Origin of the sequence: Vibrio gazogenes (genome assembly GCF_023920225.1) — a bacterium.
Classification (GTDB): domain Bacteria; phylum Pseudomonadota; class Gammaproteobacteria; order Enterobacterales; family Vibrionaceae; genus Vibrio; species Vibrio gazogenes.
Map to the genome: position 1 here is coordinate 2,617,942 of NZ_CP092587.1, position 25,904 is coordinate 2,643,845.

Genomic DNA, 25,904 nt, shown 5'->3' on the forward strand with positions numbered 1-25,904 from the left:
AAATTACCCTTCCTTCTCAATCTTGTCGAGACACTCACGGAGTAACATGCCGTACTCGTATTTGCCTGGACACACAAAGGTACATAGTGAGAGATCTTCTTCATCGAGCTCTAAAATCCCGAGACGCTGAGCACTGTCAGTATCACCGGCACAGATATCACGAAGGAGCAATGTCGGTTCCATGTCAAGTGGCATTATTTTTTCATAACTGCCGATTGGAACCATCGCACGCTCACTACCATTTGTGGAGGTTGTCATATTGAAAAGCTGGCCTTGGAAAAGGTGTCCAAGGTACGAACGTGTGACGGAGAATTTATGTTTACCGGGAACTAACCAGCCAAACAATTCTTTCTCACGACCTTCACGAAGCACTGAGACTTGAAGATGATAACGTCCAAGATATGCATGAGGACCACTGGCTTTCACTCCGGAAAGGACTGAACCAGAAACCACACGGACTTCTCCGGGCATAATTTCGTTATCGATCAATTCGTCTAAGCTAGCTCCAATCGTCGTACGAACCAGACGTGGTTTATTCACAACCGGTCCAGCCAGAGACACAACACGATCAACGTATAACTCTCCGGTCAAGAATAGATGACCGATAGCAATAACGTCCTGATAGTTGATACTCCAAGCCACATGGTTGAGATCCACAGGATAGAGGAAATGCATGTGTGTTCCGGGCAATCCAGCTGGATGTGGCCCTTCGAATACATGCTCTTCCACGTTCGATTGAGCGGAACGAGGTAAGCTCTTACCTTGTTTACAAACGTAGACTTTACCTTCTGTCAAAACAGATAGAATGTCTAAACCTGCGACGAAAGCATCTGATTGTTCATTAATAATCAGTTGTGGATCAGCAGCCAAAGGATTTGTATCTATTGCAGTTACAAAGATAGCTTTGGTTGCAGAATCGATAGCAGGAACCTTGCTAAAGGGACGAGTACGTAACGCAGTCCACATGCCGGAATCAACCAGCTGTGTTCTCACTTGCTCGCGATCCAAGCTTGCAAGTTGACTCGCGTCAAACTTATCGAATGTCACCTGTGCATCACCAGCAACTTCAATCACAACGGATTGAAGCACTCGTTTTGCACCACGGTTCACTTCGATAACTTTACCGCAGACCGGTGAAGTAAATTTAACCCCCGGATTCTTCTTATCTTCAAAAAGAATTTGAGCTTTCTTTACTTCATCACCTACGCGGACATGCATCGTAGGACGCATACCAACGTACTCTTCGCCAAGCAAGGCGACTTTGTTGATGGTTTTACCATCACTTATCACCTGGGAAGGAGTTCCAGCAATAGGAAGATCCAATCCCTTCTTTATTGTAATCATACGCACTTGCACTATTTTATCGGGAAAAAGATTCTTTAAAATTCTGTAAATAATTGGCTTTGTTTAGTGATTCAAATCGAGGACAAACACCGAAAAAACACTAAATAAGCCCTAGACACGACACTGGTATCCAGCCTTGATTCTTTTTTACAACAAGGTCATAACACCCTATTTCAAACAGGCCTCTTACTCATTTGAGGCATATTATCAGACATGGGAGTGTACCATCTTTTAGGCATTTGATGCCATGCTCTAAGCTGCTTTTCTTTCTTCATTCGGGTACAATATAATGCAAAGAATTATCATAATTTTGACGAATAGCACACTTATCTCAAGTCGTTTCAAAGATGTATATTTTTAGTAACATGTTGTTTAATCAGATAGATAGAATGATCAAAGCATAAACGGCCATAACAGAAACAATCATACCTCATGATCGTCAATCCACTCAGCTCGCCATCGTTCAGCTCTCTTTATGACCACCACCATGACACATCGGGCTATCAGGCGCCTGAGAATTCTGTCGCCACTGCTCAGGTGTATAAGTATGAATCGACAATGCATGAACCCGACCGGCTAATTCATCAGCTAAAACCTGATTCACTGCTCGGTGCTGTTCAATTAAACGCCGTCCATCAAACGAGGGGCTGACAATTACAACTTTGAAATGGCTTTCGGATCCAGCCGGCACATTGTGCATATAACTTTCATTAAGCACTTGCAAGTACTCAGGCTGGAATGCCTGATGTAACTTCGCTTCAATTATTTCTTGTATCATGTACTTTCTCTCTTCGAGATCACCGGAAAAACGTGTTGAGCACAGATAAAAATGTTCCGGTGAACCTGTGGCGACATATATTACTACTCTCTGACGTTCAGAAAAAGGTTTCAGTTTCTTGTTTGTGCTGCATTTGCGACAATAATCGACAATTTAATAAATCGACACTCCTGATTGAAAACGATGAAGACAGAATTATCATTAAACGAACGAACGCTGACACTGCACCGCTACCCTGAGCAACATTATGAAAATCTACAGGCGTGGGATGCCGGAGACGAGTATCTCATTCGTCATGTTGAAGCAATGTCACTATCTCCCGGCAAGCATATCTTGATTCTGAATGATCATTTTGGCGCACTGTCATGTTGGTTTGCTCAAAATCATCAAGTCACCCTGATGAGTGATTCATATCTGTCCCATCAAGGAGTACAACAAAATTTGGCCCGGAACGGTAACCACGCGATCACCTGCCTGACAACGATCGCTGATCTACCTACCGATATTGATTTGGTTTTGTTTCAGTTACCTAAAAATAATCGCCACCTTATCTGGCAGCTCAGTCAGCTCCGCACTCATCTATCAAAAACCTGTCCTGTGATTGCGGTCAACAAGGCGAAAGATATCCATACCTCAACATTACAACTGTTTGAGAAATATCTCGGCACCACTCAGACGTCTCTCGCTTGGAAAAAGCATCGCTTAATATTTGCCAATGCGGATGCTCCTCTCCAAGCAGTATCTCCGGAACTGATATGGGACGCAGCAATTGATCACCAATCGATCCGATTAGTCAATCTGCCCAATGTCTTTTCCGGAGAAAATCTTGATCTGGGAGCGCGCTTTTTCCTTGACCACATTCCAGAAAAACCGAATTGCAAGCACATTATCGATTTGGGATGCGGTAATGGTGTGCTCTCTATCAAAGCGGGACAACAGAACCCGCAAGCGGCTTTAACCTGTATCGATGAAAGCTTTATGGCCGTCGAATCAGCCCGAAGAAATTTAAGTTATCACTTCGGCAACCGCGCAAATATGCAGTGCATCGCTAATAATTGTCTGGATGGTTTGGCGCCCGCATCAGCTGATTTGATTTTATGCAACCCACCTTTTCACCAACAGAATGCCATTACTGATCATATTGCCTGGCAGATGTTCTGTGATGCAAAGCATGTTCTGGAAAAGAGAGGGGAATTATTAGTGATCGGTAACCGTCACCTCGGCTACGATGGAAAACTCACAAGAATATTTGGAAAATCTAACGTAAAAACTGTCGCGATGAACAAAAAATTTGTTATCTTACAGGCAACTAAATCGTGAACAGCTAAACTTCTGACCATCGATGTCGGAGAACGGAAGCACGAAGGATAAATGCTGAAAATGAAGTGTTTATCACTCTACTTCTCAATATTGGCTCACTCACGAATCGTATAACGTTTTTACACAAACCTAGAGTTCCATACAGACTTGGTTTTCCATACATATCTGTTAATGTGATTACTCGATTTTGAACAAGGAACCACTCATGAAAAAACTGGTTATTGCAGCGACTGTCGCACTGCTTGCCGCCTGTTCAGGCCCACAGCAGCAACAAATCAACTTTGCCCCTCAGCCGGCCCTCAGCCAGAGTGATATTGTGAAAGGAAAAACTTTTACCCTGATGAGTAAAGATGTCAGAACCTCTCAATATGTTGCGTTAGTTGATAGTGGCCGTGCACATATCGAACCGGTTCATGCGCGCCAAAATGTGCGTATCGCGATTGAGAATGCGTTGTCACAACAATTTTCTTCTCAAGGTTTTACAACCAGCGTCAATAGCGAAAACTCAGTGACGGTAGAGATCCAAGAAGCACTCGTTTCAGTGAAGCATTCAATTATGGAAAGCAAAATGAACGCAAGTGTTGTTCTTGAAATCACGGCAGAAACGCCAACCGGAAAATTAGTCAAAACTTACCATGGTACCGCAGAGAAAACGTCAACATTTAGTGCATCGAATGATGATATCGAGATGGTCTTTAATGATGTCGTCAACAATGTCCTGAAAAAGATTGCCCAAGATGACGAGTTGAAAAACTATATGCGGGAGCACTTTTAATGCGTCGGTATCGCTTCTCAGCCATACTGGCCTGTTGCTTTTTTTCACTGTTTAGTCTCGGCGCTTCGGCGTCCCCCAGTGTGGCATTTGAAACCACACTGGGTTCGTTTACCATCGAATTGAACAGCGAACAAGCACCGGTCACAGTTAAAAACTTCCTGCGTTATGTTGAAGATGGCAGTTACGTCGGCAGTATTTTTCACCGGGTCATTCCCGGCTTTATGGTTCAAGGGGGTGGATTCAGTACCCAAATGGAACGGCTGAAAACTTACCCGCCAATCGCCAACGAAGCCAATAACGGTTTGTCCAATCAAACCGGAACCATCGCAATGGCCAGAACTCAGGATCCAAACTCCGCTACCCGGCAATTTTTTATCAATCTGGTTGATAATGACTTCCTCAATTACGGAAAGCGGCCACCAGGTTATGCAGTATTTGGTCGGGTCACGGCAGGGTTTGACGTGATTCAAAAGATTGGTCAGCAAAAAACGGGCATCCAGAAATATATGAAAGATGTTCCCGTAGAGCCAATTATTATCACACGTGTTTTTGTTGTCCCTGAAAAAGACACCACAGCAACGACATCAACAGCACAATAGAGGTTTATTCGTTGCAAAAATCATCCTACACGTGGAAATCCACTGTTCAGAGTTATTTCGATAAACGTTTAGCATGGGTTCTCATGCTTGGATGTTCCAGTGGATTTCCGTGGGTATTAATCGGTTCCAATATGTCCGGCTGGCTAAAAGATGCTGGATTTACCAATACGGATATTGGTTATTTCAGCAGTATTTTTGTCGCCTACTCAGTCAATTTTTTATGGTCTCCTCTTGTAGACCGAATTCATATCCCACTGGTGAGTCGGTGGCTCGGGCAACGGCGTAGCTGGATTTTTGTCTGCCAATGCATCATTTTGTTGTCCACACTGGCAATTGCTTCTTTTTCCAATCCCACCACCACTCATTTTATGATGACCTACGGGATTGCACTGGTGATCGCATTTGTCTCAGCGACTCAAGATATTGCGATTGATGCTTTCCGGATCGACACCTTCAATAAAGCTGAGGAATCAAAGCTACCTCAAGCTTCTGCAATGGCCGTTATCGGTTGGTGGACGGGTTATTCTCTACCGGGGTATCTGGCATTTACCAATGCCGATCAATATGGCTGGAATACGGTTTATTTTGGGATGGCCGCAGTCATGGTTGTGCTGATCATCTTCACACTGATGACCAGAGAACCCGTCACCCACCGGGATCTTTTGCAGCAAAAAGCGGAAGCGCGTCACCATCAGTATATTGAATCGCCGGCTCTGCTATGGCTTTCCGTTACCGTGGTCGAACCGTTTATTGATTTCTTCAAACGAAATGGCGTTCGGGTTGCATTAACAATTTTACTATTTGTATTTTTGTTCAAAATTGGCGAAGCGTTTTTGGGCAAAATGTCGATTTCATTTTACCGAGAGGTCGGGTTCACCAATGAACAGATTGGTTATTATTCGAAAATGATCGGTTGGTGGACAACGATGTTCTTCACGCTGATCGGGAGTATGGTGACAGTACGATTCGGGATTGTGAAAGGCTTGATGATCGGCGGAATCGCCATGTCAGCCAGCAATCTAATGTTCTCATGGATTGCGCAGGCAGGCCCGAATGAACACCTTTTTCTCGCAACGGTCATCGTCGATAACTTTACCACGGCTTTTTCAACCGTCGCATTTGTCTCGTTCCTCACTTTAATGACCGGACAAGCTTTTTCGGCAACGCAATATGCGCTATTAGCGTCTTTAGGCAATGCCGGGCGCACCGTCCTCTCATCATTCAGTGGCGCGATGGTCGATTATCTTAACAACTGGCCGCTATTTTTTGTCCTGACTGCGGTGATGGTTGTCCCGAGCCTGATCATGCTTTACCTGCTCCGACATTACTTTACGGATCTGTTGGAAAAAGCAAAAGCATCCAGAAAACAAGATTGCATTTAAATCAGGCTTGATTAGACTCGCTAATCGTTCGGAACAAATCAATGAGCCCCAATAAAGCATGAATATTCTGGTGATTGGCCCGGGAGCGATTGGCTCGCTTTGGGCCATCAAATTACAGCAAGACGGACATCAAGTCGCAGTGTTTGGCAGGCAAACCGAATCTCACTATCAGTGTCAGTTCGGTGAACACAGCTATACATTCCGCAACCGGCAGATCAACGATATCAAACACGCTGATCTCATTTTGGTAACCGTCAAAGCCTGGCAGGTCACTTCGGCCCTTCATTCACTGGCCCATCAGATCAATCCAGACACCATCATGATGCTCATGCACAACGGAATGGGGACGGTTGAGTCAGTCAGAACCTTATTACCAACCAATCCAATCATTCTGGCGACGACGACACATGGCGCTTTCAAGCCATCGTCGACACAACTCTTCCATACCGGACAAGGTGAAACCTTAATCGGTGCTGCGAATGAGCAAGGTCATCGGTGTCAGTTTCTGACTGATGTCTTAGAACATGCATTTCCCGAGGTTCACTGGCACCCCCAGATCGAACACGCCCTATGGCGCAAACTTGCCGTCAATTGTGTGATCAATCCCCTAACCGCCATCCATCAATGTCCGAATGGCAATTTAGCACTTCCCGAATATCAAGCTGTCATCTCTCGTCTGATCGCGGAAGTGGGTACCGTCATGGCAGCTGAGAACATTCCGGTTCATCTTGAAGAGTTAACCACTCATATTGACCGAGTCATCACTGCAACAGCGGAAAATAAGTCGTCGATGCATCAAGATGTTTACCACCGGAGAAAAACTGAAATAGACTTTATTACGGGATATCTGCTCAGCAGTGCGAAAAAGCATAGAATTGCAGTCCCAGAAAACGAAGCCTTATATCAGCACATCAGGATATTGGAACAACAGTGGGAGTCACTCATATGAGTTATAACATCTTAGTACCAATTGCGACCGGCAGTGAAGAAATCGAAGCGATCACGATCATTGATGTGATGGTTCGGGCGGGTTATCACGTGGTCATCGCCAGTGCCGATCCGACAGAACAACTGGTAATGAAAGCTTCGCGAGGCGTGATGTTGACCGCAGAAACACCGCTTCGCCACGTCATAAACCAACCGTTTGATGCGATTATTCTGCCCGGCGGTCTCACCGGTGCAGAAAACTTCCGCGATAATCCGCTCCTCATTGAGCAACTCAGACAGCAAAAACAAGCCGGTCGTCTGGTTGCTGCGATCTGTGCTGCGCCGGCAATTGTATTACAGCATCATCACCTGTTCCCTGAAGCTCAGTTCACCTGCCACCCGAATTTTCAACAACAGATTCCCGATGCTCAGAAAAGTACACAACGTGTGGTTTACGATAGCTCAGCCAATTTGTTAACCAGTCAGGGGCCGGGAACCGCCTTAGAATTCGCTCTGGAATTGGTTCGTCTGCTCTCCGGAGAACAACACATGTGGCAGGTCGCTGAACCGATGATTCCGCCGGCTGAGATTACGCCAGTTCAACCGCTTAATACTTAATGAGTCGTAACCGTCATGACATTTGATATTTCGTCCGTTCGCCAACAGTTTCCGTCGTTAAACGATGCTGCTTATGTCTATTTGGACAGCGCTGCAACCACGCAAAAACCACAATGCGTAATTGACCGATTGTCTCACTATTATCAGTATCAGAATGCCAATGTTCACCGCGGTAGCCATCATCTCACTGCCGAGGCGACCCAAGCATTCGAACAAGCTCGCTCATTGGTTGCCAACTTTATCGGTGCGGCCTCCGAACAGGAAATTATCTGGACAAGGGGCGCAACAGAATCCTTAAACCTGATCGCTCAAAGTTGGGGAAGAGCGAACTTGAGTGCAGGTGACGAAATTTTAGTGAGTGAAACCGAACATCACGCGAATATCGTGCCGTGGCAATTAGTTGCGGAACAAACAGGCGCACGGGTCGTCAAGATCCCGATGACGGCACAGGGAGAGTTTGGCTGGGAGGCTTATACACAACTGCTCAATGCCAAAACCAAACTGGTGGCGGTTGCGCATATGACCAATGTCACCGGTACTCGGCTACCGCTAGAAGCGATTATTCCGCTGGCTCATCAGACTGGCGCTGTCGTCGTGGTGGACGGAGCACAAGGGATCGTCCATGAATCAGTCAATATGATTGAAATGGACGCTGATTTTTATGTTTTCTCCGGTCACAAACTGTATGCCCCCACCGGCATCGGCGTTCTGTATGGCAAACAGCACTTGTTGGATGCCATGCCACCTTGGCAAGGTGGCGGCAAAATGGTCGAGAAGGTTTCTTTTGAGCAAACCACATTTACCGGATTACCCGGTAAATTTGAAGCGGGAACCCCCAACATCGCCGGTGCCATTACGCTGGCTGAAGCCATTCGCTGGTATCAGTCTGTTGCAGTCGAAGACCGGGAACAGCATCTGCACCAGTTACAACAGTTGGCCTATCAGGGATTAAGTCAGTATGAAGATGTGCGGGTCATCGGATACCAGCCCAATGCCAGTATTCTCAGTTTTGTCGTGGAAGGTGTGCATCATCAGGATGTTGCCACGCTCTTGGATCAACAAGGCATTATTGTCAGATCGGGCCATCATTGTGCTCATCCTTGTATGGATGCGTTTGGCATTCAAGGAACCATTCGTCTGTCTTTCGGGATATATAACACCATGGCGGATGTGCAAAAGTTTATTGCCGCCTTGGACAAAAGTCTGAGCTTTTTCTAACCGCAGCGTTTCGCACACAACACCGAGTGACACGCTGCCAGTCTGTCAGCGCTGACTCAGTGTCTGGATTTGCCGGACGATAGCGCGAAGGCCATTGCCCCGGGATGGGCTGAGATGATTTAACAATCCTAAGCGGGAAAAATAGTCTTCGATAGGGAAAGCCGCAATCGCATCACCCGTTTTCCCTTGATAAGCCGCCATCACAATCGCAATCAATCCACGGACAATTCTGGCATCGGAATCTGCACAAAAGATCCACTGTTCCTGTTCCGATTCCGCCACTAACCAGACATGACTCTCGCAGCCCGAGACCTGAACGCGTTCGGATTTCAAATCCTCCGGCATCGCGGGTAACTGTTTTCCCCACTGAATCACTTGGCGATACTTATCTTCCCAGCCGTGAAGGCTTGCCATGATTTGCTGCACATCGTCAGCAGTGATTTCTCGACCAAATGGCGACAACGGTAAATTAGACATCATATTATCCTTCCATCACTGTTGATATTTGCGGATCAGTTTTTCGACAATTTTAGCGGCTGCCACAAAGCCGAAGCTTGCAGTGACCATGGTTGCGGCACCAAACCCCGTGGCACAATCCATCCGCTTCGGACCTTCGGCCGTCGATTTCATCGCACAAACCGAGCCGTCAGCCTGCGGATATTTTAATTGCTCGGTCGAAAAGACACATTCAATACCAAACTTTCGCGCCGGATTTTTTGGAAAATGATAGTCTCGCCGTAAACGATCTTTCAGTTTCTTCGCCAGTGGATCCTGAATCGTCCGGGTCAAATCCGCCACCTGTATCTGGGTCGGATCGACTTGCCCACCGGCACCACCCACGGTAATCACTTTGATCTTATTGCGGCGACAATAAGCTAATAATGCAGCTTTCGCTTTCAGGCTATCAATCGCATCCAACACATAATCAAATTCGGGTTTCAGATACAAATGTTGGTTGTCAGGAGAGATGAAATCATCAATCAAATTGACGCGACACTCAGGGTTAATCAACCGGATTCGCGCCGCCATTACGTCGATTTTGCTTTGACCAACCGTCCCCTGCATCGCATGGATCTGACGATTCACATTAGTCACGCATACATCATCCATGTCGATTAAAGTCAGTTCACCGATACCGGTTCTTGCCAACGCTTCCGCCCCCCATGAACCAACGCCACCCAGACCAATGACACAGACATGTGCCGCACGGAGAATCTCAACCGCATCATGACCATAAAGACGGCGGGTTCCGCCAAAACGCTGGTTGTAATCATCAGAAGCCGGCGTATCTAATTCACGCATTACATTCCCCAAAGTCAAAACCATTTTGCCAAAGTATCTTGAAAAAGAAAGAGTGCGATTTATACGCACTCTTGCTGCAAAAGTCTAGAAAACCATCCGGAAACTATTCTAATTTTTCTGGCGGTAAAGCCCACGGAGCCTGCGTCGGAGAGTTTTCTAATCCCAGTTTCCATACGCGTCCGAAATGACGGTAATGACCGGCAGCGATCCCGGCTCGTTCACCCATACCATGATAAAGATCGAGATGGTTATCTTTCACCGCACCGCCGGTATCGAGCACAATCAACAATCGCAACTCATGTGTTCCACTCCAACTGCCATCCGCATTGAGCAATGGAACTTCGGCCAAGATCGGCGTTCCCATCGGAAAAATCCGTCGGTCCCCGGCAACCGAAGCCATCGGTAACAGTTGAATACCGGCAGAACCGGTTACTGGTGCCGCGGCTCTTGGCTCAAAAAACACATAGGACGGATTTTGTTCCAGCAAGGTTTTTACCTCATCTTCAGGATGCGTCATGACCCAGTGTTTGATCGCTTTCAACGACATTTTTTCACGCGGGATCTCGCCCTGATCGATCAGCACTTTGCCGATACTGATATAGGCTTTGTTGTTTTTTCCTGCATAGGCAAAATATTCCAGAGAATCGTCATCCCCGAAATGAACAAAGCCGCTGCCTTGCACCTCCATAATGAACGGATCAATCAGATTCGCGGAATAACCCAGTTCCAATCCCTGCCCGGTGAGTGCTCCTGCATAAATCTGCGCCCGGGTCGGACAATCGGCCTCACAGACCGGCATGGCATATAGCGGATAACGAAACACCTCATCAGGAGTATGACGTAGTTCAATCACTGGTGAAAAATAACCGGTAAATAAAACATTCCCCTGTTGATCGCCCCCTTGAAGCTGAGCCGCCTGAACCCCGTACTGTTGCAATTTCTCAGGATCGCCACTTTCTTGAATCCACTCTTTCAGATGCTGATAAAGCGGCTGATAGAGCATCGCCAGTGACGGAGAATTTTGCACCACCAGATCACTCTGGAGCGGAAATTCGGTAAAATCCCGAGGCGCATTGGAAGTAATGGTCTCTGTTCGGTTGAGATCATTTGATAATGTGCCGTCGAGATACTGTTGAGCACGATCGGTCGGGTGCACACACCCATTGAGTATCACAGACGCCAGCATCAGGCCCAATATTTTTTTCACAGTTCGTTTTCCATCATTTACGGTTGGCAAAGCATGACAAATTGATCCATCATCTGCAATCGACAGGACGGATATTTAAACGAAATTTATCAACTTCTGACGTGCAGACAATCATGGACGAAAAAGCAATAAAAAACACTTGCTCAACAATGAATAAAAAGTCATTATTTCAACATAAATAAACATGGACATTTTACTGTGAAAAACAGAAGTACTGCACTGGTTAAAGGCTTTCGTCAATCAACACCATACGTCAATGCGCACCGTGGAAAAACAATGGTCATCATGCTCGGTGGTGAGGCGGTCGCGGACAAGAATTTCACCAATATCATCAGTGATATTGCCCTGCTGCATAGTCTGGGAGTAAAGCTGGTCGTGGTGCATGGTGCTCGTCCGCAAATCAATCAGATTTTGCAGGAACAAGCATGTGCAACGCCCTACTATAAGGGCATTCGGATCACCAATGAAAAAGCTTTACCACTGGTCATGCAGGCCGCAGGTCAGCTCCAGCTTTCAATCACCGGAAAACTCTCCTTAAGCCTGAATAATACACCGATGGCAGGTAACCAACTGAATGTCGTCAGCGGTAATTTTGTCATTGCCCAACCTTTAGGGATTGATGATGGCATTGACTACTGTCATAGCGGACGGGTGCGCCGCATCAATATCGATGGGATCAACCGGGCTTTAGAACAAGACTCCGTCGTCCTGCTCGGCCCAATCGCCAGTTCGGTGACCGGAGAGTGTTTTAATCTTCTGTCGGAAGAGGTCGCCACGCAAGTTGCGATTCGTCTCAAAGCCGACAAACTGATCGGATTCTGTTCCGAACAAGGCATTATTGATGAACACGGCAACTCGATTGCTGAACTGTTTCCGGCCGACGTCGAAGCACTATTGAACCGAATGGAACCCGATCCCCAAGACGAAGAACAACAAGACATTCATACTGGCAGAGTCCGTTTCCTCAGAGCTGCGATTTCAGCCTGTCGTGCAGGCGTCCCTCGCAGTCATTTGGTCAGCTACAAAGAAGATGGCGCCTTGATTCAAGAGCTGTTCTCTTTTGATGGTATCGGTACTCAAGTCGTGATGGCCAGTTCAGAACAGGTTCGTCAGGCCACCATCGATGATATCGGTGGTATTTTCGATTTAATCCAGCCACTGGAAGAGAAAGGCATTTTGGTACGTCGTTCGAGAGAACAGCTTGAACAAGAAATTCATCGCTTCACCATTATTGACCGCGACGGCCTGATTATCGGTTGTGCTGCACTTTATCCTTATGTGGAAGAAAGCATGGCAGAAATGGCATGTGTCGCTATTCATAATGAATACCGAGATAGTAATCGTGGACTGATGTTGCTCAATCATATGAAAGGACAAGCGAAAAACATGGGGATCAAACATATGTTCGTACTCACCACGCATAGCCTGCATTGGTTCAGAGAACAGGGATTTGTCGAGATGGATGTGAGTTCACTACCAGCAATCAAACAAAACCTGTACAACTACCAACGCCGCTCTAAAGTATTGAGTCTCGAACTGTAACGAGCGTGGACGATCAGGCTTGGATAGTCACTGGTGCAATGAATCATATAGCGACATTCAAGCCCGTTTACTGTTTTACTGTTTATTGTTTATTGTTTATTGTTTATTGTTTATTGTTTATTGTCAGTCATAGCAAAGACTTAGGTTGCACTGAAACTGAACAGATAACAAACAGCTTTACTCTATTTTCAAATTGTGTAAAATTCACCCAATCAATTTAGAGATGTATTTTTTGAGATATGGATCACGGTATTTACTCAAAGTAAAAAGTAATGCAAGGATGCTTTTAGTCACTAAAATAGTCATTAAGAGCACAGAAATATGAGAACAGTTATCTGTAATTCACTTCAAAGCTTCTGGGACATGGGAGACCATCAGTTTTTAGAAGGTCATAATGTTCATTGTGTTTTTCCGATGAATGAACAAGTTAAAAGCTTTATTCTGGAATGTCAGTCTCGTTATAAAATTCGCGCCATCACATTCACATCAATCGTCCTAAATCGATAAATGATGTTCATCGATTTGCAAGCTAATTCCGGGCTTTTTCGGAATTAGCTCAAGTCGTCACTCCGCCATTTTTTCTCTTAAACCACTCACTCGCTGTGTTTTCACTCTGACAGCTGCCTGCAAGATTTTGGGGGACGTAAAGAGTGCCAACCGCTTTCTCGCCCGAGTAATACCGGTATAAACCAGCTCCCGCGTCAAAAGCGGAGTATGATCCGGTGGTAGCAGCAACAACGTAAAATCAAATTCGCTGCCTTGCGACTTATGGATTGTCATGGCATAAGCGGTTTCATGTTGAGGAATCCGGCTTGGCAGAAAACCTCGGACATGGCCGTCAAATTGTTCAAAATAGACCTTCAGTCGATCATCCTGAGGATCTCGCATACAGATGCCGATATCCCCATTATATAACTCAAGATGGTGATCATTACGGGTGATCATCACCGGACGACCTTCATACCACGGTTCATCACTTTTACGAATCAGTTGATGGCGACTTAAGGCTCGCTCCACTCTCTGATTAACACCTATGACACCAAAGTCACCTTCTCTAATCGCGCACAATAATCGACAGCGATGAAATAGCCGCAGCACATATTCCGCTTTTTTCTCAGGAGAGGTCCTCTCAGCGATTGCGGATTGATCTGCAATTGCGTGCAAGTAATGCGCATACTCGGCCACCAACGTCTGTAACATTTGATGATAGCTTTCACTATCCAACCCATGAATTTGCACATCGGCGTAGCTTTGTTGTGTTATCTGAAACAGCTGAGATACATCACCTGAATTCACCGCTTTGGCCAGTTGCCCGATCCCGGAGCGAGCATGGAAACGGTAACTTTTCTGTAATAGGCACAAACTGTCCGCCAGTGCCGGCACGTCTTGATGAGGAAGTGGTGAAGCAAATTGGTATCCCGTTAACCGAGCCAACTGAGTGATTTGACTCCGGCTATATCCCTGAGTCTGAAACGCACAAATATCGCCTAACACCGCTCCGGCCTCAACAGAAGCCAACTGATCCTTATCGCCCAGTAGCACCAAACGAGCATGATCAGGTAAGGCCATCAATAACTTATACATCATTGGTAAATCGATCATCGACGCCTCATCAACCACCAGCAGATCAACATGAAGCGGATTGTGCTGATGATGGCGAAACTCGGCACTATTCGGAATCGCACCTAATAACCGGTGCAACGTACTTGCCTGAGTCGGTATCAATGCTTTCATCTCCGTGGGAATGGTCAATCGTTCAACCGCCTGACCGATCGATTCAGTCAACCGTGCCGCGGCCTTTCCGGTCGGGGCAACCAGCTTAATCACCAGTTTCTGCTGAACCGCATGATTTTGACTCACCAATGCCGCCAGCAACCGTGCGACGGTCGTGGTTTTCCCCGTACCCGGCCCACCGGAAATTACGGCAAAACGGCGACTTAACGCAATCGCGGCTGCGACCTTCTGCCAATTCAGACATACCGATTCCGGCACCAACATATTTAGCCCCGAAAGTGCCGAACCACCGGATGCTTGCTGTAATAATTCATCAATCGACGTCCAGTCCAACGCAGATTCTTGAATAACATCGAGATATTCACAGACCAAACGCTGCCGCTCTCCCACTGACGACACCTGTTGTAGCGCCTCAAATAAGCTGTCATAGGGGCGGGGAAATAATTGATTTAACGTTTCAGCTAAATATTCAGTTTGTGCCGTATCGTTCAGAACGGGTGATGACAACCTCTGCAAGCGCAACGCCAACTGATGCTCATAAAACCAATAACGCTGGAGATAAAGCCGTTTTCCATCAAAAATCAGGGGCAAATAACTGCCCGGCTCGCCAATCAATGGGCAATGCGTCAGCACCGCCAACCAATCAAGTGATTCCACACAATCTCTGACCATGTGCAACTCAGCAACCGCATGACCGAATAATAATTGCGACCGCACCACTCGCCCTTCATCATCCACCAGTGGTACACAAATGTGTCCGCGACCCAGTTCATAACTCACCAGCGCAGCGAGCCATGCCACCGCAGCCTGATCCTGTGAGCACTGGTGAGCAATAAAACGGGCAAATTGTTGATCCAACGGACGAATCACACGTTTTTCAGCTAACGATGCCAGAGACTGAGCCAGTTGGATCATAAGTCGAGCTCCATTTGTCCTTCCTGCGTTGCACGCATATTGTCATCTTCTCCGGCAAAAAAACGGTCTAATGCATTAATCAGTTCAAATTGAGGGCGATGGGCAAATACCCCCGACGGGGTTTGTCCATCCATACCACGCAGAAACAGATAAAACACGCCACCAAAATGTTGCTCATAGGTATAGTCCACCATACGACTGGCTAAAAATCGATGCAGTGCCAACGTATAAATTTGATACTGGAAATCATAGCGATGTTCAACCATCGCAGCATCGAGATGAGAGGCGCTATAGTCTTCAAGCTGATTTCCCAAATGGTTTGATTTCCAATCCAGCACGTAATATCGCCCCTGATATTCAAATACGAGATCGATAAATCCCTTCAGCATCCCTTCGACCTGAGCAAAATTGAGCTCCCCGGCCTGAGCGGACAAAGCATCGTACCGTTTCAGAATCCGGTTCAACAGGGGGGAACGTAATTTATCAATCGGCAACAAAAACTCCATTTCAACCAAACGCTGCCGGGCTGGAATTTGCCCCAGACGCAATTTTTTACCATCTAAAGGTGTCTGTAATACATGCATAAGCATCTGTTGTAATACCGGCAGCCAAGACTCATCAATCGCAGCCGACGTCATCAACGTTTGTATCACCTCGGTATTTGCCGGACTGTCCGGAGCCTCGGTAAATTCAATCTGCTCAAACAAACTATGCAGAAATGTCCCTGATGTTGCCCCTTTCGGAAAGGTGAAAATCGTCTGTTCTTGTGGGTCGAACAGAGATTCATCCGCTTCTCCGGCCGAATCGAGATCGAATCCCGGAACTTCTTGTGTGGCATCGAGAAATGCATGATGGCCGGATTGTTTGACCAGATTGGAATAACTGGTCATGCGCCACGCCCGCTCAATCGGTTGTTGTTTCTGTTGCGCCGTTAACGTGTGTTGCGGTGCGTCAACTCGGGGCAAAGGCGACTCGGGGAGTTGCGGTGGCATGTCGATAACCGTGTGCCCTTCACTATCACACTGGGATGCAATGCCCTGCTGCAATAATTCGGCATCACCGGGTTCGCCCTGTTGCAACAAATAACCGATTGCAGATAAATGAGCGCTGCTCGCTCCCTTTCCTGAACGCCCTTTCAGCGGCGCGATCCCAACATAACAACCATAGATTGAACGCGTTAAAGCCACATATAACAAACGTAAGTCTTCGGCCAACCGCTCTTGTTCTGCTTTTGCAAGCGCTGCTTCTTGACGGGTGATATCCAGAACAATTCGATCCTGCTGCTCATCGTAGTAACGCGCCTCTTTGGCCTCACGGAAACTCATCACGAACGGGAGAAACACCAAATCATATTCGAGCCCTTTCGACTTATGAATCGTCACGATTTGCACCAGATTTTTTTCTGATTCTAACCGCTGGATCGACGTTTCCGGATGACCTCCCTGAGTCACATCAATCATCGACTGAGTCAGCCAGCGCAACAGACCATGATCACTTTCAATTTCGGCTCCCGCTTGCTGTAACAGTTCACCGATGTGTAAATAGTCCGTCAACAATCGTTCTCCGCCTTTGAGTGCGAGCCAACGCTCAGCAAGATGGCGCTGATAAAGCACCGACCGTAACATGGGCAGAATCCCGCGTTCTGACCAGATGGTACGGTACTGACGAAACTCCTGAACCACGCGCTCCCATAAGGACTCATTGCTATTCAATGCATCCAAATCCTGAATTGCCAGTCCGAACAAAGGAGAGGCCAGTGCAGCCCGGAGCGGGCGCTCCTGCTCCGGAGTCAACACCGCCTGCAACAAACGCTGAATATCCACTGCAATGTCACTGGCAAAAACACTCTCCCGATTCGATAAATAGACACTGGCAATATCCTGACGCGCCAACGCTTCTTTGATGAGTCGTCCTTCACGCCCCGTCCGAACCAACACTGCCATGTTTCCGGCCTGGATTGTTTTCGGTCCATTTTTGGAACAAAGGATCCCTGCCTCATCATGTGCGGCCTGTAGAACCGTTTGGATTTGAGCCGCGGTCGCATTTGCCATGACTTGTTCGTATTCACCTTTGGTCATGACGGAATCCGATTCAAGATCATCCGGCCACCAGTAAGTCATGGCAGGTTGCACTTGCTGATACAGTTGCCATTGGCGTTGCTGCGCCTCGGGTGGGCCTGCGACCTGAATGAACGGAATATCCGAATCATGGAGAAAAGGACTATCAGACGAGGCAAACAATCGGTTTACCGCATCGATCATCGACTGCCCGGATCGCCAGTTGGTCGCCAGCGTAAAATGGGAGCTTACCTGACGACGCGCTTTGATATAGGTAAAGATATCCGCCCCGCGGAACGCATAAATCGCCTGTTTCGGGTCACCAATCATCAACAAGCCACACGCAGGATGCGGGGCGTAGATATGGCTGAAAATATGGTATTGCAGCGGATCGGTATCCTGAAACTCATCAATCATCGCGACTGGATATAATGTGCGAATCCGCTGCGCTAACTGACCGGTGCTATCCAGATCCAAGGCTGATGAAAGTTGAGACAGCAAATCATCAAACGATAACCACTGCTGTTCCGACTTTGCTTTTGCCAACAAATGACGACAGCTGTCAATCGCATGTGCTTTCAAAGGTGCTTCAATTGACACCGGTGTTGCAAGAAACGTATCAATTGCCTCAAATAACGGATGCTCCGGTGGCGTACCGGTTGGCGTTTTCTCATACAACACTTGTTGCGAAAAACGAGACAACTGTTCGGGAACCCAGTAACTATACGTCTCCGCTTCCGCCCATTGAGACACTTGCCCAATCCACTGTGGCCGGAATTTTTTGGTGTACACGCGCTTATTGACATCCGATTCAGCAATACACGCATCAATATCAGACTGATACTGTCGCCATTGTGCCTTCATCTCAACGATACGCTGCAAGTTATCTTGATGTAGTTGTTCAAGGCTAGCATCCATCGCACTGACGGAAAGCGCTGGTGCCTGACCACTCAGATAAGCACCGATTTGTGCCAGTAAATCGCTTGGTGTCGGCCATAAGTGACGAACTTCGGCTGCCAGCTCAACCGACAGCGGATAAAACTGTCGTCGCCAATAATCCGCCACGACCTGCGCTTTGAGGCGGCTTTCATCTGTAATGAAATCGTGATGAAAGCGGCTCCCCGATTCAAACGCATTCTGAACTAACATTCGCTGACAGAATCCGTGGATCGTATAAACCGCCATCGTATCCATCTCTCGCTCTGCCTGCAGCAAAATACTGGCAGCTTCTGCATGATCAGGAATTTCATCGAGAAAGGATTGCAGCAGCGGGTCATCACTATGATGTCGGGCAAATGCCAGTCGGGCTTCATGAATCCGGGCACGAATCCGCCCTTTCAACTCGGCAGTGGCTGCTTCTGTAAATGTCACCACTAAAATCTGATCCACCCGCAGCGGTGCCGCATGGCGCACCTGTGCATCGCCATGTCCTAACAACAGGCGCAAATAGAGACCGGCAATCGTAAATGTTTTTCCTGTCCCAGCGGATGCTTCAATCAAACGCATCCCATGTAACGGAAATCGCATCGGTTCTAGCGGGATCATGCCATCAGATGCTGTGTGACTCATACCCGTTTGTTCTCCAAGTTAACTGTTGATTCAGCATGGTGGAGTGTGATCTAAGCAATATAATTGACATAAATCGATTCACGCTGCTTATACCTGACAAGAGAGTGAGATCTAACTCACGGATAACTAACCCTTTCATCATTAGTATCTCGCTCCAAGTTAAAGACATCCTCAGTTGAGTGAAAGACTCAACTCATAGAATAATGGTCCCTCTGACCTGTGGCCGTACAGCAAACACCCTACACAAAATAATGATTTTCTGGCGGCCACCACTTTCCTCTGTTCACCATCTCACGCTGATTTCATACTTACGTGATACCCTGAGTTTCATGATCCATCAGAGTCTGTTCTGACCCAAAGCATCGGGGGCAGCAGAATCTGTGCCGCATAAGAACGCACCGTCTGACTTAAAGCGTCTGACCACTGCGGCCAGACGCGGGCAATATAAGCATTTTGCCCTTCGCCACCAACCGCACTAAAGTCATTACCGATGAAGGCCTCTTGCATTTTTTTCGCGGCTTTTTCTTCATCTTCGTGCCATTCCCGCTGACGATTGAAACCCGCTTCAATCCCGGCCAACGCAACTTGCGGAAAATAAGCTAAAGGATGATTCATACCCTCAACGTAGAGACGGATGAACTCATCCAGATAGGCTTGGGCCTGCTGAGCCGCCATCGCAGGATAATAAAGGTGCTGAACGCCACTCTTGCGCTCATAACCGATAAGATGTGTCGGACATGATTCACCCATGACCGCAACAGCCAGATGATCCAGCCATGCAGATAAATAATCCTGCGCACGTATGCGGCCGACCCGATAGCGCACCAGACCGGATTGAAAATAGTCAGTCACCCAACCGAGTAATTGAATCGGCCGCTCAGCCCCCAACGCCGTGGTATAGAGATTAAGCTCACAGTCGGGCTTCGGCTGTTGACATAATTCGTCGATGACCTCAGTCAGTGCAAGCGCTTGTTCATAATGCTCGCGGAATTCAAGTTCACCGAAAGCTCCGATAGGGAGCTGTCCTTGTGCCCGCTTTGTTTGAATAAAATGCTCAACCTGCTGTGTTTCTGAGCGTTCTGCTGTCCCTCCCGAATGGTGCTCCGGCTCAGCGGCACTACGACGCGCACTCAGCAGGACTGCAACTAATTCCTTGAGCAGGTGATAACGTGCCAAGCCATTGAGTGAAAACGGTTCTTCATCCTGCAATGACACCAACTCATTTTCGAACCAGACACGCAAACGGCGATTGAAAAAATACTGAGCAGGCAAACGCCAAAAACGTTGTAACTCGACAAAGTCCAGTTCCAATGGAAATGTCACATCGGCAAAGAAATCAGGCAATTGTGCGGCTGCAGCGATTGGCTCGGGTAACACCGTTCCCGTCGCTGCCGGAAGCCACTCTCTGGCATAACTACCATGCGGACTGGTGAAGGCATCAGGACTATACGGCACCATCGGGTGAGACGAGGTCATTTGTTGTACCAGCCGATCTCCGGAGGAATCACTGGCGAGCGCTTGATCCCCGTCCAAACAATAATTCTGATGGCAATACGCCACCAGCTCACTCACCAAAACCGATGGCAAACTGAGACTATTATCTTGAACTGAACGTCCGACATAGCTGATATACAGACGTTCGCGGGCGGAGAGCAATGCTTCAAGAAACAGATAGCGATCATCGTCCCGGCGTGAACGATCACCGGGGCGCGCCTGCTCTGCCATTAAATCAAATCCTTCGGCCGGCACCGTTCGAGGGTAAACTCCGTCGTTCATCCCCAGTAAGCAAACGACTCGAAAAGGAATCGAGCGCATCGGCATTAAGGTACAGAAGTTCACTTGACCGGCGAGAAAGCGCTGACTGACTCGGGCATTGGATAACTGCCCGGTAAGGTAGTGATATAAAATGTCCGGTGCAATCGACGCTTCATAATGCGCATCCTGTAACTGTTCCTGAAGATGACTGAGCGTATCGCGGATATGCTGAAAGCTGACTTCCTCTTCCACCGAAGCAACAAAAAAGTTATCCAGCAAGGCATGGAGTAATTCACGCCATTCGGCAACCGACAATGTCTGCCGCAACTGCTGACGGTAATCCCGAATCCGACTGATAAACGCAGCCAGTTTGCCGGCCAACTCAGCGTCGAGGCCCTGAATCTCGTTATACGGCGCAACATTGTGACCATCCAGTTCCAGCATGGTTGTGGAATCGGACATCGCATAGCCAGCGAGCATTCGGTCAATCCCGAACTCCCATGTGTTTTGTCTCGTTGGCGGTAAATCGAACTCGCTCGCAGTCTGCTCATTCAGCCCCCAACGAATCCCGGCCGCTTCAACCCAACCCTTCGCCTGTAAAAATTCGGCTTCATTGATATCAAACCGTGCCATCATCGTCGGGGTTTCCAACAATTCGAGTAATTCCGAAGCGAGACAGCGAGAGCGCGGTAACTGAAGCAACCGCATGAACGCCTGCAAAACCGGGGATTCTTGATCCGCAGTGCGGTCAGAAATTGAAAATGGAATATAGCGCTCAGCGGATGCATTACCGAAGACAGCTTCAATCACCGGACTGTAGGTATTGATATCGGCAACCATCACGATCACATCCCGGGGCTTGAGATCAGGGTGACGGTCAAACAATGACAACAGCTCATCGTGCAGGACTTCCACTTCTCGCAGCGGACTATGACACTGATGAATCGACAGAGAGTCATCATTGGTATTGATCAGTTGCTTGTGCTCACTGGAGGTCAGAATCTGATCATTCTGATGTTCTTCGAGATGGAGAATATCGGCCTGAATCTGATGTAATAGCGTATCTCGGGGCGTTTCAATAAAAAACTCATGTTCTTCACTTTCAATCTGCGACAGCAGGTAGAGGTTATCGCGCCCAAGTTTCCCCATTGACGCCAGCAAACTATTCCCGACCGCTTGCTGCAAATGCAGTTCATCGTCAAGATTGGCGTCGATTCCCCCTTTTAATGGCGAGCGTTCGCCACCTGTAACCCATTGGCCTTCCTGTAATACAACCTGTTTACGCTTCAGACTCGCAACCCGGGCCAGATACTTTCGATCACGGATTTCCCCCCAATAATGCTGACACGGATTGGTTAACATCAGGTGGACATCGGTCTGTTCCCCCAAAGCTTGGAGCGCGTCCAGATAACGAGGTGGCAGGGCCGTGATACCAAAAATAAACAACCGCTTGGGCAAAATGCCGTCAGGAACCCGGGTCTGTTGTAACTGTTCGATGAACTGTTGATACAAGTTGCCGCGGTGATAATGCGACTGCCCCAACTGCTTGGTGTCCTCAAACAACCGTTGCCACAATAGTGGTTGCCATGGATGGCGATCAGCCAGTGATTCAATCGCTTGATCAGCTTCCCAACGCTCAATCCAGTCGGGGCGATAAACCAAATAGCCATCGAAGATATCGGCAATTTTTTCAGCCAACTGGAATCGTTTCAACGCTGAATTGTCATCCGCCAGATACTGCTGTAACGGCATGAATTCGGCTTGATCGAGCATTTCCGGTAAAAGTCGCATCAACTTCCAGGTCATCGCTTCTTTATTGAAGGCACTCCGCTTCGGGACATCCGGTAACACACGGGAAAACATCTCCCAGATAAATGTCGCCGGCAACGGAAAATCAATGTTAGCCGTGATGCCAAGTTCCTGCGCTAGCGCCATTTTCAGCCACTGCGACATCCCCGGACTCTGAACCAAAATTTGCTCGGCTTCAAACGGGTGAGTCAATGGATCACTTTGAATTAAATGAACCAGCAGGATCTTGAGAGTATCAAGTTGATTTGAATGATAAACAGTAAACAAGTGTTATCCGGATTGAGAAACCATCATTGTTGACTAGATTAGCATATTGCCTGTTCGCTTTCCCATGTCACTGACTTGAATAAAAAGATAAAATGTCGAAAGATGTAGATTCTTATCCGTTGAGAACTGAACCCAATATGCTCACTCATATCACCCTCCGGCAATTGCACATTTTTACGGTGGTTACCCGTAACAATACCCTCACAGAAGCCTCCGAAGAGCTATTTCTGTCCAAAGCAGCCGTGAGTATGGCGCTCTCAGAGCTGGAGAAACAGCTGGGACATGCGTTATTTGACCGGGTGAATCATCGGCTGATTCTCAATCAGGAAGGCCGAAAGTTGCTTCCCTTAGCGGATGAACTATTAATCCGGGCCAATAACATTCCGCTATTATTTGAGCACGAAAACCGGCTACATGGTCAGTTGCGGATTGGCGCCAGTGATACCATCGGCAATCAAGTTGCGCCTTATCTTCTGAGTCACTTCCGGCAGCAATATCAGCACAGTACACAAACATTATTTATTTCTAACTCAGCGCAAATTTGCCAAAAACTGATTGATTATGAGCTGGATATTGCCCTAATCGAAGGAAAAACGTTACATCCGACCTTAGTGTCCAAACAATTTAGTCAAGATGAAATGTGCATCATCTGTGCACCTGAACATCCGCTGACTCAAAAAACCGACATCCAGTTATCGGATTTCGAGCATAGTCAGTGGCTACTGCGCGAAGCGGGTTCCGGTTCCAGAGAATTCTTTCTCCGCACCATCGCACCTCGTCTGGAAAGATGGTATGAAGCATTTGAACTCAATACAACCGAAGCATTGATTAACAGTGTATCCGCCGGGTTAGGGTTCGGGTGTCTGTCCCGACTGGCGGCCAAGGCAGCTTTGCAAGATGGTCGGGTCGCTTCGTTATCAGTCCCTTTGGATATGCGCCGACGCTTCTGGTTGCTGGTCCATAAAGAAAAATATCAAAACCCGCTATTGAAATGCTTTATTCAATTTTGCTTTGAATGGCGTCGCAATGAATAGACTTACAACGATTTTTACTGTATAAAATAACAGTATTTATCATTCAACCAAAACAGAGGAATTACCATGGCTGTAATCGTCAAGTACGTGGTCGAGCGGAATGGAGAAGAAAAAATGACTTTTACCTCTAAAGCCGAGGCAGATGCTTATGACAAAATGCTCGATATGGCAGATGAGTTATTCACTTTACTCGGTAAAAGTGAGTTACTGGATAATGAAGAAAAACAAGAAGAATTGGCAATGTATCTGGCACAAAACAAAGAAGAAGTGCTGTACGCCTTAGGTGCCAAACGCAGACCGGCACCAGCCAAGCCTAAATCAGAGAAAAAGCCAGCCCCCAAAGCAGCAACCACCGACGCCGATGATCAGGCGGCCTGATTGAAGGTTTCTTTATAGGATGATATATCGCTAAAACGACAATTCATATCAATTGACAGACGTTCTGCGTTTAAAGGCTTTCATCCTGTGTAGTGGCTCTTTATGATGGCCATATCTGATATCAATGCCCGCGTTGCTGACTCAGACGAACGGCTTACCATCATGAGCCTATGTCACAACGCGATTCATCAACGGAGAAAACAATGGCTTATTTTGCACTAGCGCTTGGAACAACAACGAAAAACCGTGACGGGAAAATTATCGAAGCATATTTCCCAACCCCGATTATCAACCCGAGCGATGCTTTGGTTTCCCAATTGACCACAATACTCGACTATCAGGGCGGCAACGAAACATTTGAAGTGACTCAGACTCAAGCCGCTGAGCTGGCGCAAGCATTTCAGTCTGAGCATGAAGCCAGCGCTGTATTTGCAACTCAGGCTGCATCATCTGAACAACCGCTTGTCGGGGTGATTCTGGCAAGCGATGAGAAACCGCAAACGGTCGCAGAAGGATTCCTTAAGCTTCAGTTGATCTCACATCGCTTAGTTCAACCACACGGCATCGTGCTGGATGGCATCTTCGGCCTGCTCCACAACATTGCCTGGACCAACGAAGGGCCGATTGACTTACCGGAACTGCCAGAACGCCAAATGGCAGCGCGTCTGGCGGGTCGCGTCCTCAGTGTTGACTGTATCGATAAATTTCCGAAGATGGTTGACTACGTGGTCCCGGCAGGCGTACGGATTGCGGATACCTCACGCGTTCGTCTCGGTGCTCATGTGGGCGAAGGCACCACAGTCATGCATGAAGGTTTTATCAACTTCAATGCCGGAACAAAAGGCGTCAGCATGGTTGAAGGCAGGATTTCTGCGGGCGTACTTGTCGGCAACGGTTCAGATATCGGTGGCGGTGCGTCTATCATGGGAACACTCTCTGGCGGTGGTAAAGTCGTTGTATCTATCGGTGAAAACTCGCTCCTCGGTGCCAACGCCGGCTTGGGCTTCCCTCTGGGTGATCGTTGTACGCTTGAATCTGGTTTATATGTCACCGCCGGAACCAAAGTCCAAATGCTGGATAAAGATGGCAACAAAGTTGAAGTCGTCAAAGCGCGTGATTTAGCGGGCGTCTCCGATCTACTCTTCAGACGTAACTCTCAGACCGGACAGGTCGAGTGTCTCGCCAATAAGTCAGCGGTAGAACTCAACGACGAGCTGCACAGCAACAACTAAGTCTGATGCATGAATTCATCTCTCCTTGATTCACATCCAAAGCCGGCCCTGATAAGCCGGCTTTTTTGTGATGACATTCATCCCTTCTACATATTGAACTCAGTAGAAAAGCGTAACTTCTTTGCCAGACAAGTGATGAACA

At 47.5% G+C, this 25,904-nt stretch carries 20 protein-coding genes; 12 read left to right on the forward strand and 8 right to left on the reverse strand.

Annotated features, from left to right (window positions below):
* Positions 1 to 3 precede the first annotated feature (3 nt).
* Together MKS89_RS11700 and MKS89_RS11705 are read right to left on the reverse strand one after the other, a co-directional pair.
* Complete coding sequence (locus tag MKS89_RS11700; RefSeq protein ID WP_072956179.1) at positions 4 to 1,344, reverse strand: Na(+)-translocating NADH-quinone reductase subunit A; 1,341 nt, start codon at positions 1,342 to 1,344, stop codon at positions 4 to 6.
* 463 nt (positions 1,345 to 1,807) lie between these two features.
* On the reverse strand, positions 1,808 to 2,122 hold the full coding sequence (locus MKS89_RS11705) for a BolA family protein (protein WP_072956176.1): 315 nt from the start codon (positions 2,120 to 2,122) through the stop codon (positions 1,808 to 1,810).
* Positions 2,123 to 2,305: 183 nt separating this feature from the next.
* Between MKS89_RS11705 and MKS89_RS11710 the strand changes: the two genes are divergently transcribed.
* The 7 genes from MKS89_RS11710 (at position 2,306) to csdA (ending at position 8,961) form a co-directional block, all read left to right on the forward strand.
* The gene (locus MKS89_RS11710; protein WP_072956173.1) at positions 2,306 to 3,442 is read left to right on the forward strand and encodes a methyltransferase; all 1,137 of its coding nucleotides are present in this window, start codon (positions 2,306 to 2,308) and stop codon (positions 3,440 to 3,442) included.
* 205 nt (positions 3,443 to 3,647) lie between these two features.
* Positions 3,648 to 4,217 (forward strand): YajG family lipoprotein, encoded by a 570-nt coding sequence (locus MKS89_RS11715; RefSeq protein ID WP_072956171.1) that lies wholly within the window; start codon positions 3,648 to 3,650, stop codon positions 4,215 to 4,217.
* Positions 4,217 to 4,816, forward strand: coding sequence for a peptidylprolyl isomerase (locus MKS89_RS11720; RefSeq protein WP_072956168.1), 600 nt, complete (start codon positions 4,217 to 4,219; stop codon positions 4,814 to 4,816). Before MKS89_RS11715 ends, MKS89_RS11720 begins: the two co-directional genes overlap by 1 nt.
* Before the next feature lie 11 nt (positions 4,817 to 4,827).
* On the forward strand, positions 4,828 to 6,198 hold the full coding sequence (locus MKS89_RS11725) for an AmpG family muropeptide MFS transporter (protein WP_232471951.1): 1,371 nt from the start codon (positions 4,828 to 4,830) through the stop codon (positions 6,196 to 6,198).
* A 58-nt stretch (positions 6,199 to 6,256) separates the two neighbouring features.
* Positions 6,257 to 7,147, forward strand: coding sequence for a 2-dehydropantoate 2-reductase (panE, locus tag MKS89_RS11730; RefSeq protein ID WP_072956164.1), 891 nt, complete (start codon positions 6,257 to 6,259; stop codon positions 7,145 to 7,147).
* Positions 7,144 to 7,743, forward strand: coding sequence for a DJ-1 family glyoxalase III (locus MKS89_RS11735; protein ID WP_072956161.1), 600 nt, complete (start codon positions 7,144 to 7,146; stop codon positions 7,741 to 7,743). Before panE ends, MKS89_RS11735 begins: the two co-directional genes overlap by 4 nt.
* A gap of 15 nt (positions 7,744 to 7,758) precedes the next feature.
* On the forward strand, positions 7,759 to 8,961 hold the full coding sequence (gene csdA / locus MKS89_RS11740) for a cysteine desulfurase CsdA (protein ID WP_072956159.1): 1,203 nt from the start codon (positions 7,759 to 7,761) through the stop codon (positions 8,959 to 8,961).
* Between the two features lie 45 nt (positions 8,962 to 9,006).
* On the opposite strand, the gene MKS89_RS11745 is transcribed toward csdA, so the two are convergent.
* From MKS89_RS11745 to mltA, 3 genes are all read right to left on the reverse strand, one after another.
* Positions 9,007 to 9,441, reverse strand: a complete 435-nt coding sequence (locus tag MKS89_RS11745) for a SufE family protein (protein WP_205409090.1) — start codon at positions 9,439 to 9,441, stop codon at positions 9,007 to 9,009.
* 12 nt (positions 9,442 to 9,453) lie between these two features.
* Complete coding sequence (gene tcdA / locus MKS89_RS11750) at positions 9,454 to 10,263, reverse strand: tRNA cyclic N6-threonylcarbamoyladenosine(37) synthase TcdA (RefSeq protein ID WP_072956153.1); 810 nt, start codon at positions 10,261 to 10,263, stop codon at positions 9,454 to 9,456.
* Between the two features lie 103 nt (positions 10,264 to 10,366).
* Positions 10,367 to 11,449 (reverse strand): murein transglycosylase A, encoded by a 1,083-nt coding sequence (gene mltA, locus MKS89_RS11755; protein ID WP_106406927.1) that lies wholly within the window; start codon positions 11,447 to 11,449, stop codon positions 10,367 to 10,369.
* Between the two features lie 219 nt (positions 11,450 to 11,668).
* Here mltA and argA point away from each other — a divergent pair, with 219 nt between their 5' ends.
* Positions 11,669 to 13,012 (forward strand): amino-acid N-acetyltransferase, encoded by a 1,344-nt coding sequence (gene argA, locus MKS89_RS11760; RefSeq protein ID WP_072956147.1) that lies wholly within the window; start codon positions 11,669 to 11,671, stop codon positions 13,010 to 13,012.
* A 321-nt stretch (positions 13,013 to 13,333) separates the two neighbouring features.
* Positions 13,334 to 13,519: a hypothetical protein gene (locus MKS89_RS11765; protein ID WP_072956145.1), complete on the forward strand. Its 186-nt coding sequence runs from the start codon at positions 13,334 to 13,336 to the stop codon at positions 13,517 to 13,519.
* A 57-nt stretch (positions 13,520 to 13,576) separates the two neighbouring features.
* Here MKS89_RS11765 and recD read toward each other — a convergent pair whose 3' ends face one another.
* The 3 genes from recD to recC all read right to left on the reverse strand — a co-directional run bounded on the left by recD (position 13,577) and on the right by recC (position 23,118).
* Positions 13,577 to 15,661 (reverse strand): exodeoxyribonuclease V subunit alpha, encoded by a 2,085-nt coding sequence (gene recD / locus MKS89_RS11770; RefSeq protein WP_072956143.1) that lies wholly within the window; start codon positions 15,659 to 15,661, stop codon positions 13,577 to 13,579.
* The gene (recB, locus tag MKS89_RS11775) at positions 15,658 to 19,287 is read right to left on the reverse strand and encodes an exodeoxyribonuclease V subunit beta (RefSeq protein WP_072956140.1); all 3,630 of its coding nucleotides are present in this window, start codon (positions 19,285 to 19,287) and stop codon (positions 15,658 to 15,660) included. The genes recD and recB overlap by 4 nt, the downstream gene beginning before the upstream one ends.
* Positions 19,288 to 19,614: 327 nt before the next feature.
* Complete coding sequence (gene recC, locus MKS89_RS11780) at positions 19,615 to 23,118, reverse strand: exodeoxyribonuclease V subunit gamma (RefSeq protein ID WP_072956138.1); 3,504 nt, start codon at positions 23,116 to 23,118, stop codon at positions 19,615 to 19,617.
* Between the two features lie 137 nt (positions 23,119 to 23,255).
* On the opposite strand from recC, the gene MKS89_RS11785 reads away from it, so the two are divergent.
* The 3 genes from MKS89_RS11785 (at position 23,256) to dapD (ending at position 25,762) form a co-directional block, all read left to right on the forward strand.
* On the forward strand, positions 23,256 to 24,152 hold the full coding sequence (locus MKS89_RS11785) for a LysR substrate-binding domain-containing protein (RefSeq protein ID WP_072956464.1): 897 nt from the start codon (positions 23,256 to 23,258) through the stop codon (positions 24,150 to 24,152).
* A gap of 66 nt (positions 24,153 to 24,218) precedes the next feature.
* Complete coding sequence (locus MKS89_RS11790; protein WP_072956136.1) at positions 24,219 to 24,530, forward strand: YebG family protein; 312 nt, start codon at positions 24,219 to 24,221, stop codon at positions 24,528 to 24,530.
* Between the two features lie 203 nt (positions 24,531 to 24,733).
* Positions 24,734 to 25,762, forward strand: a complete 1,029-nt coding sequence (dapD, locus tag MKS89_RS11795; RefSeq protein WP_072956133.1) for a 2,3,4,5-tetrahydropyridine-2,6-dicarboxylate N-succinyltransferase — start codon at positions 24,734 to 24,736, stop codon at positions 25,760 to 25,762.
* Positions 25,763 to 25,904: the final 142 nt, after the last annotated feature.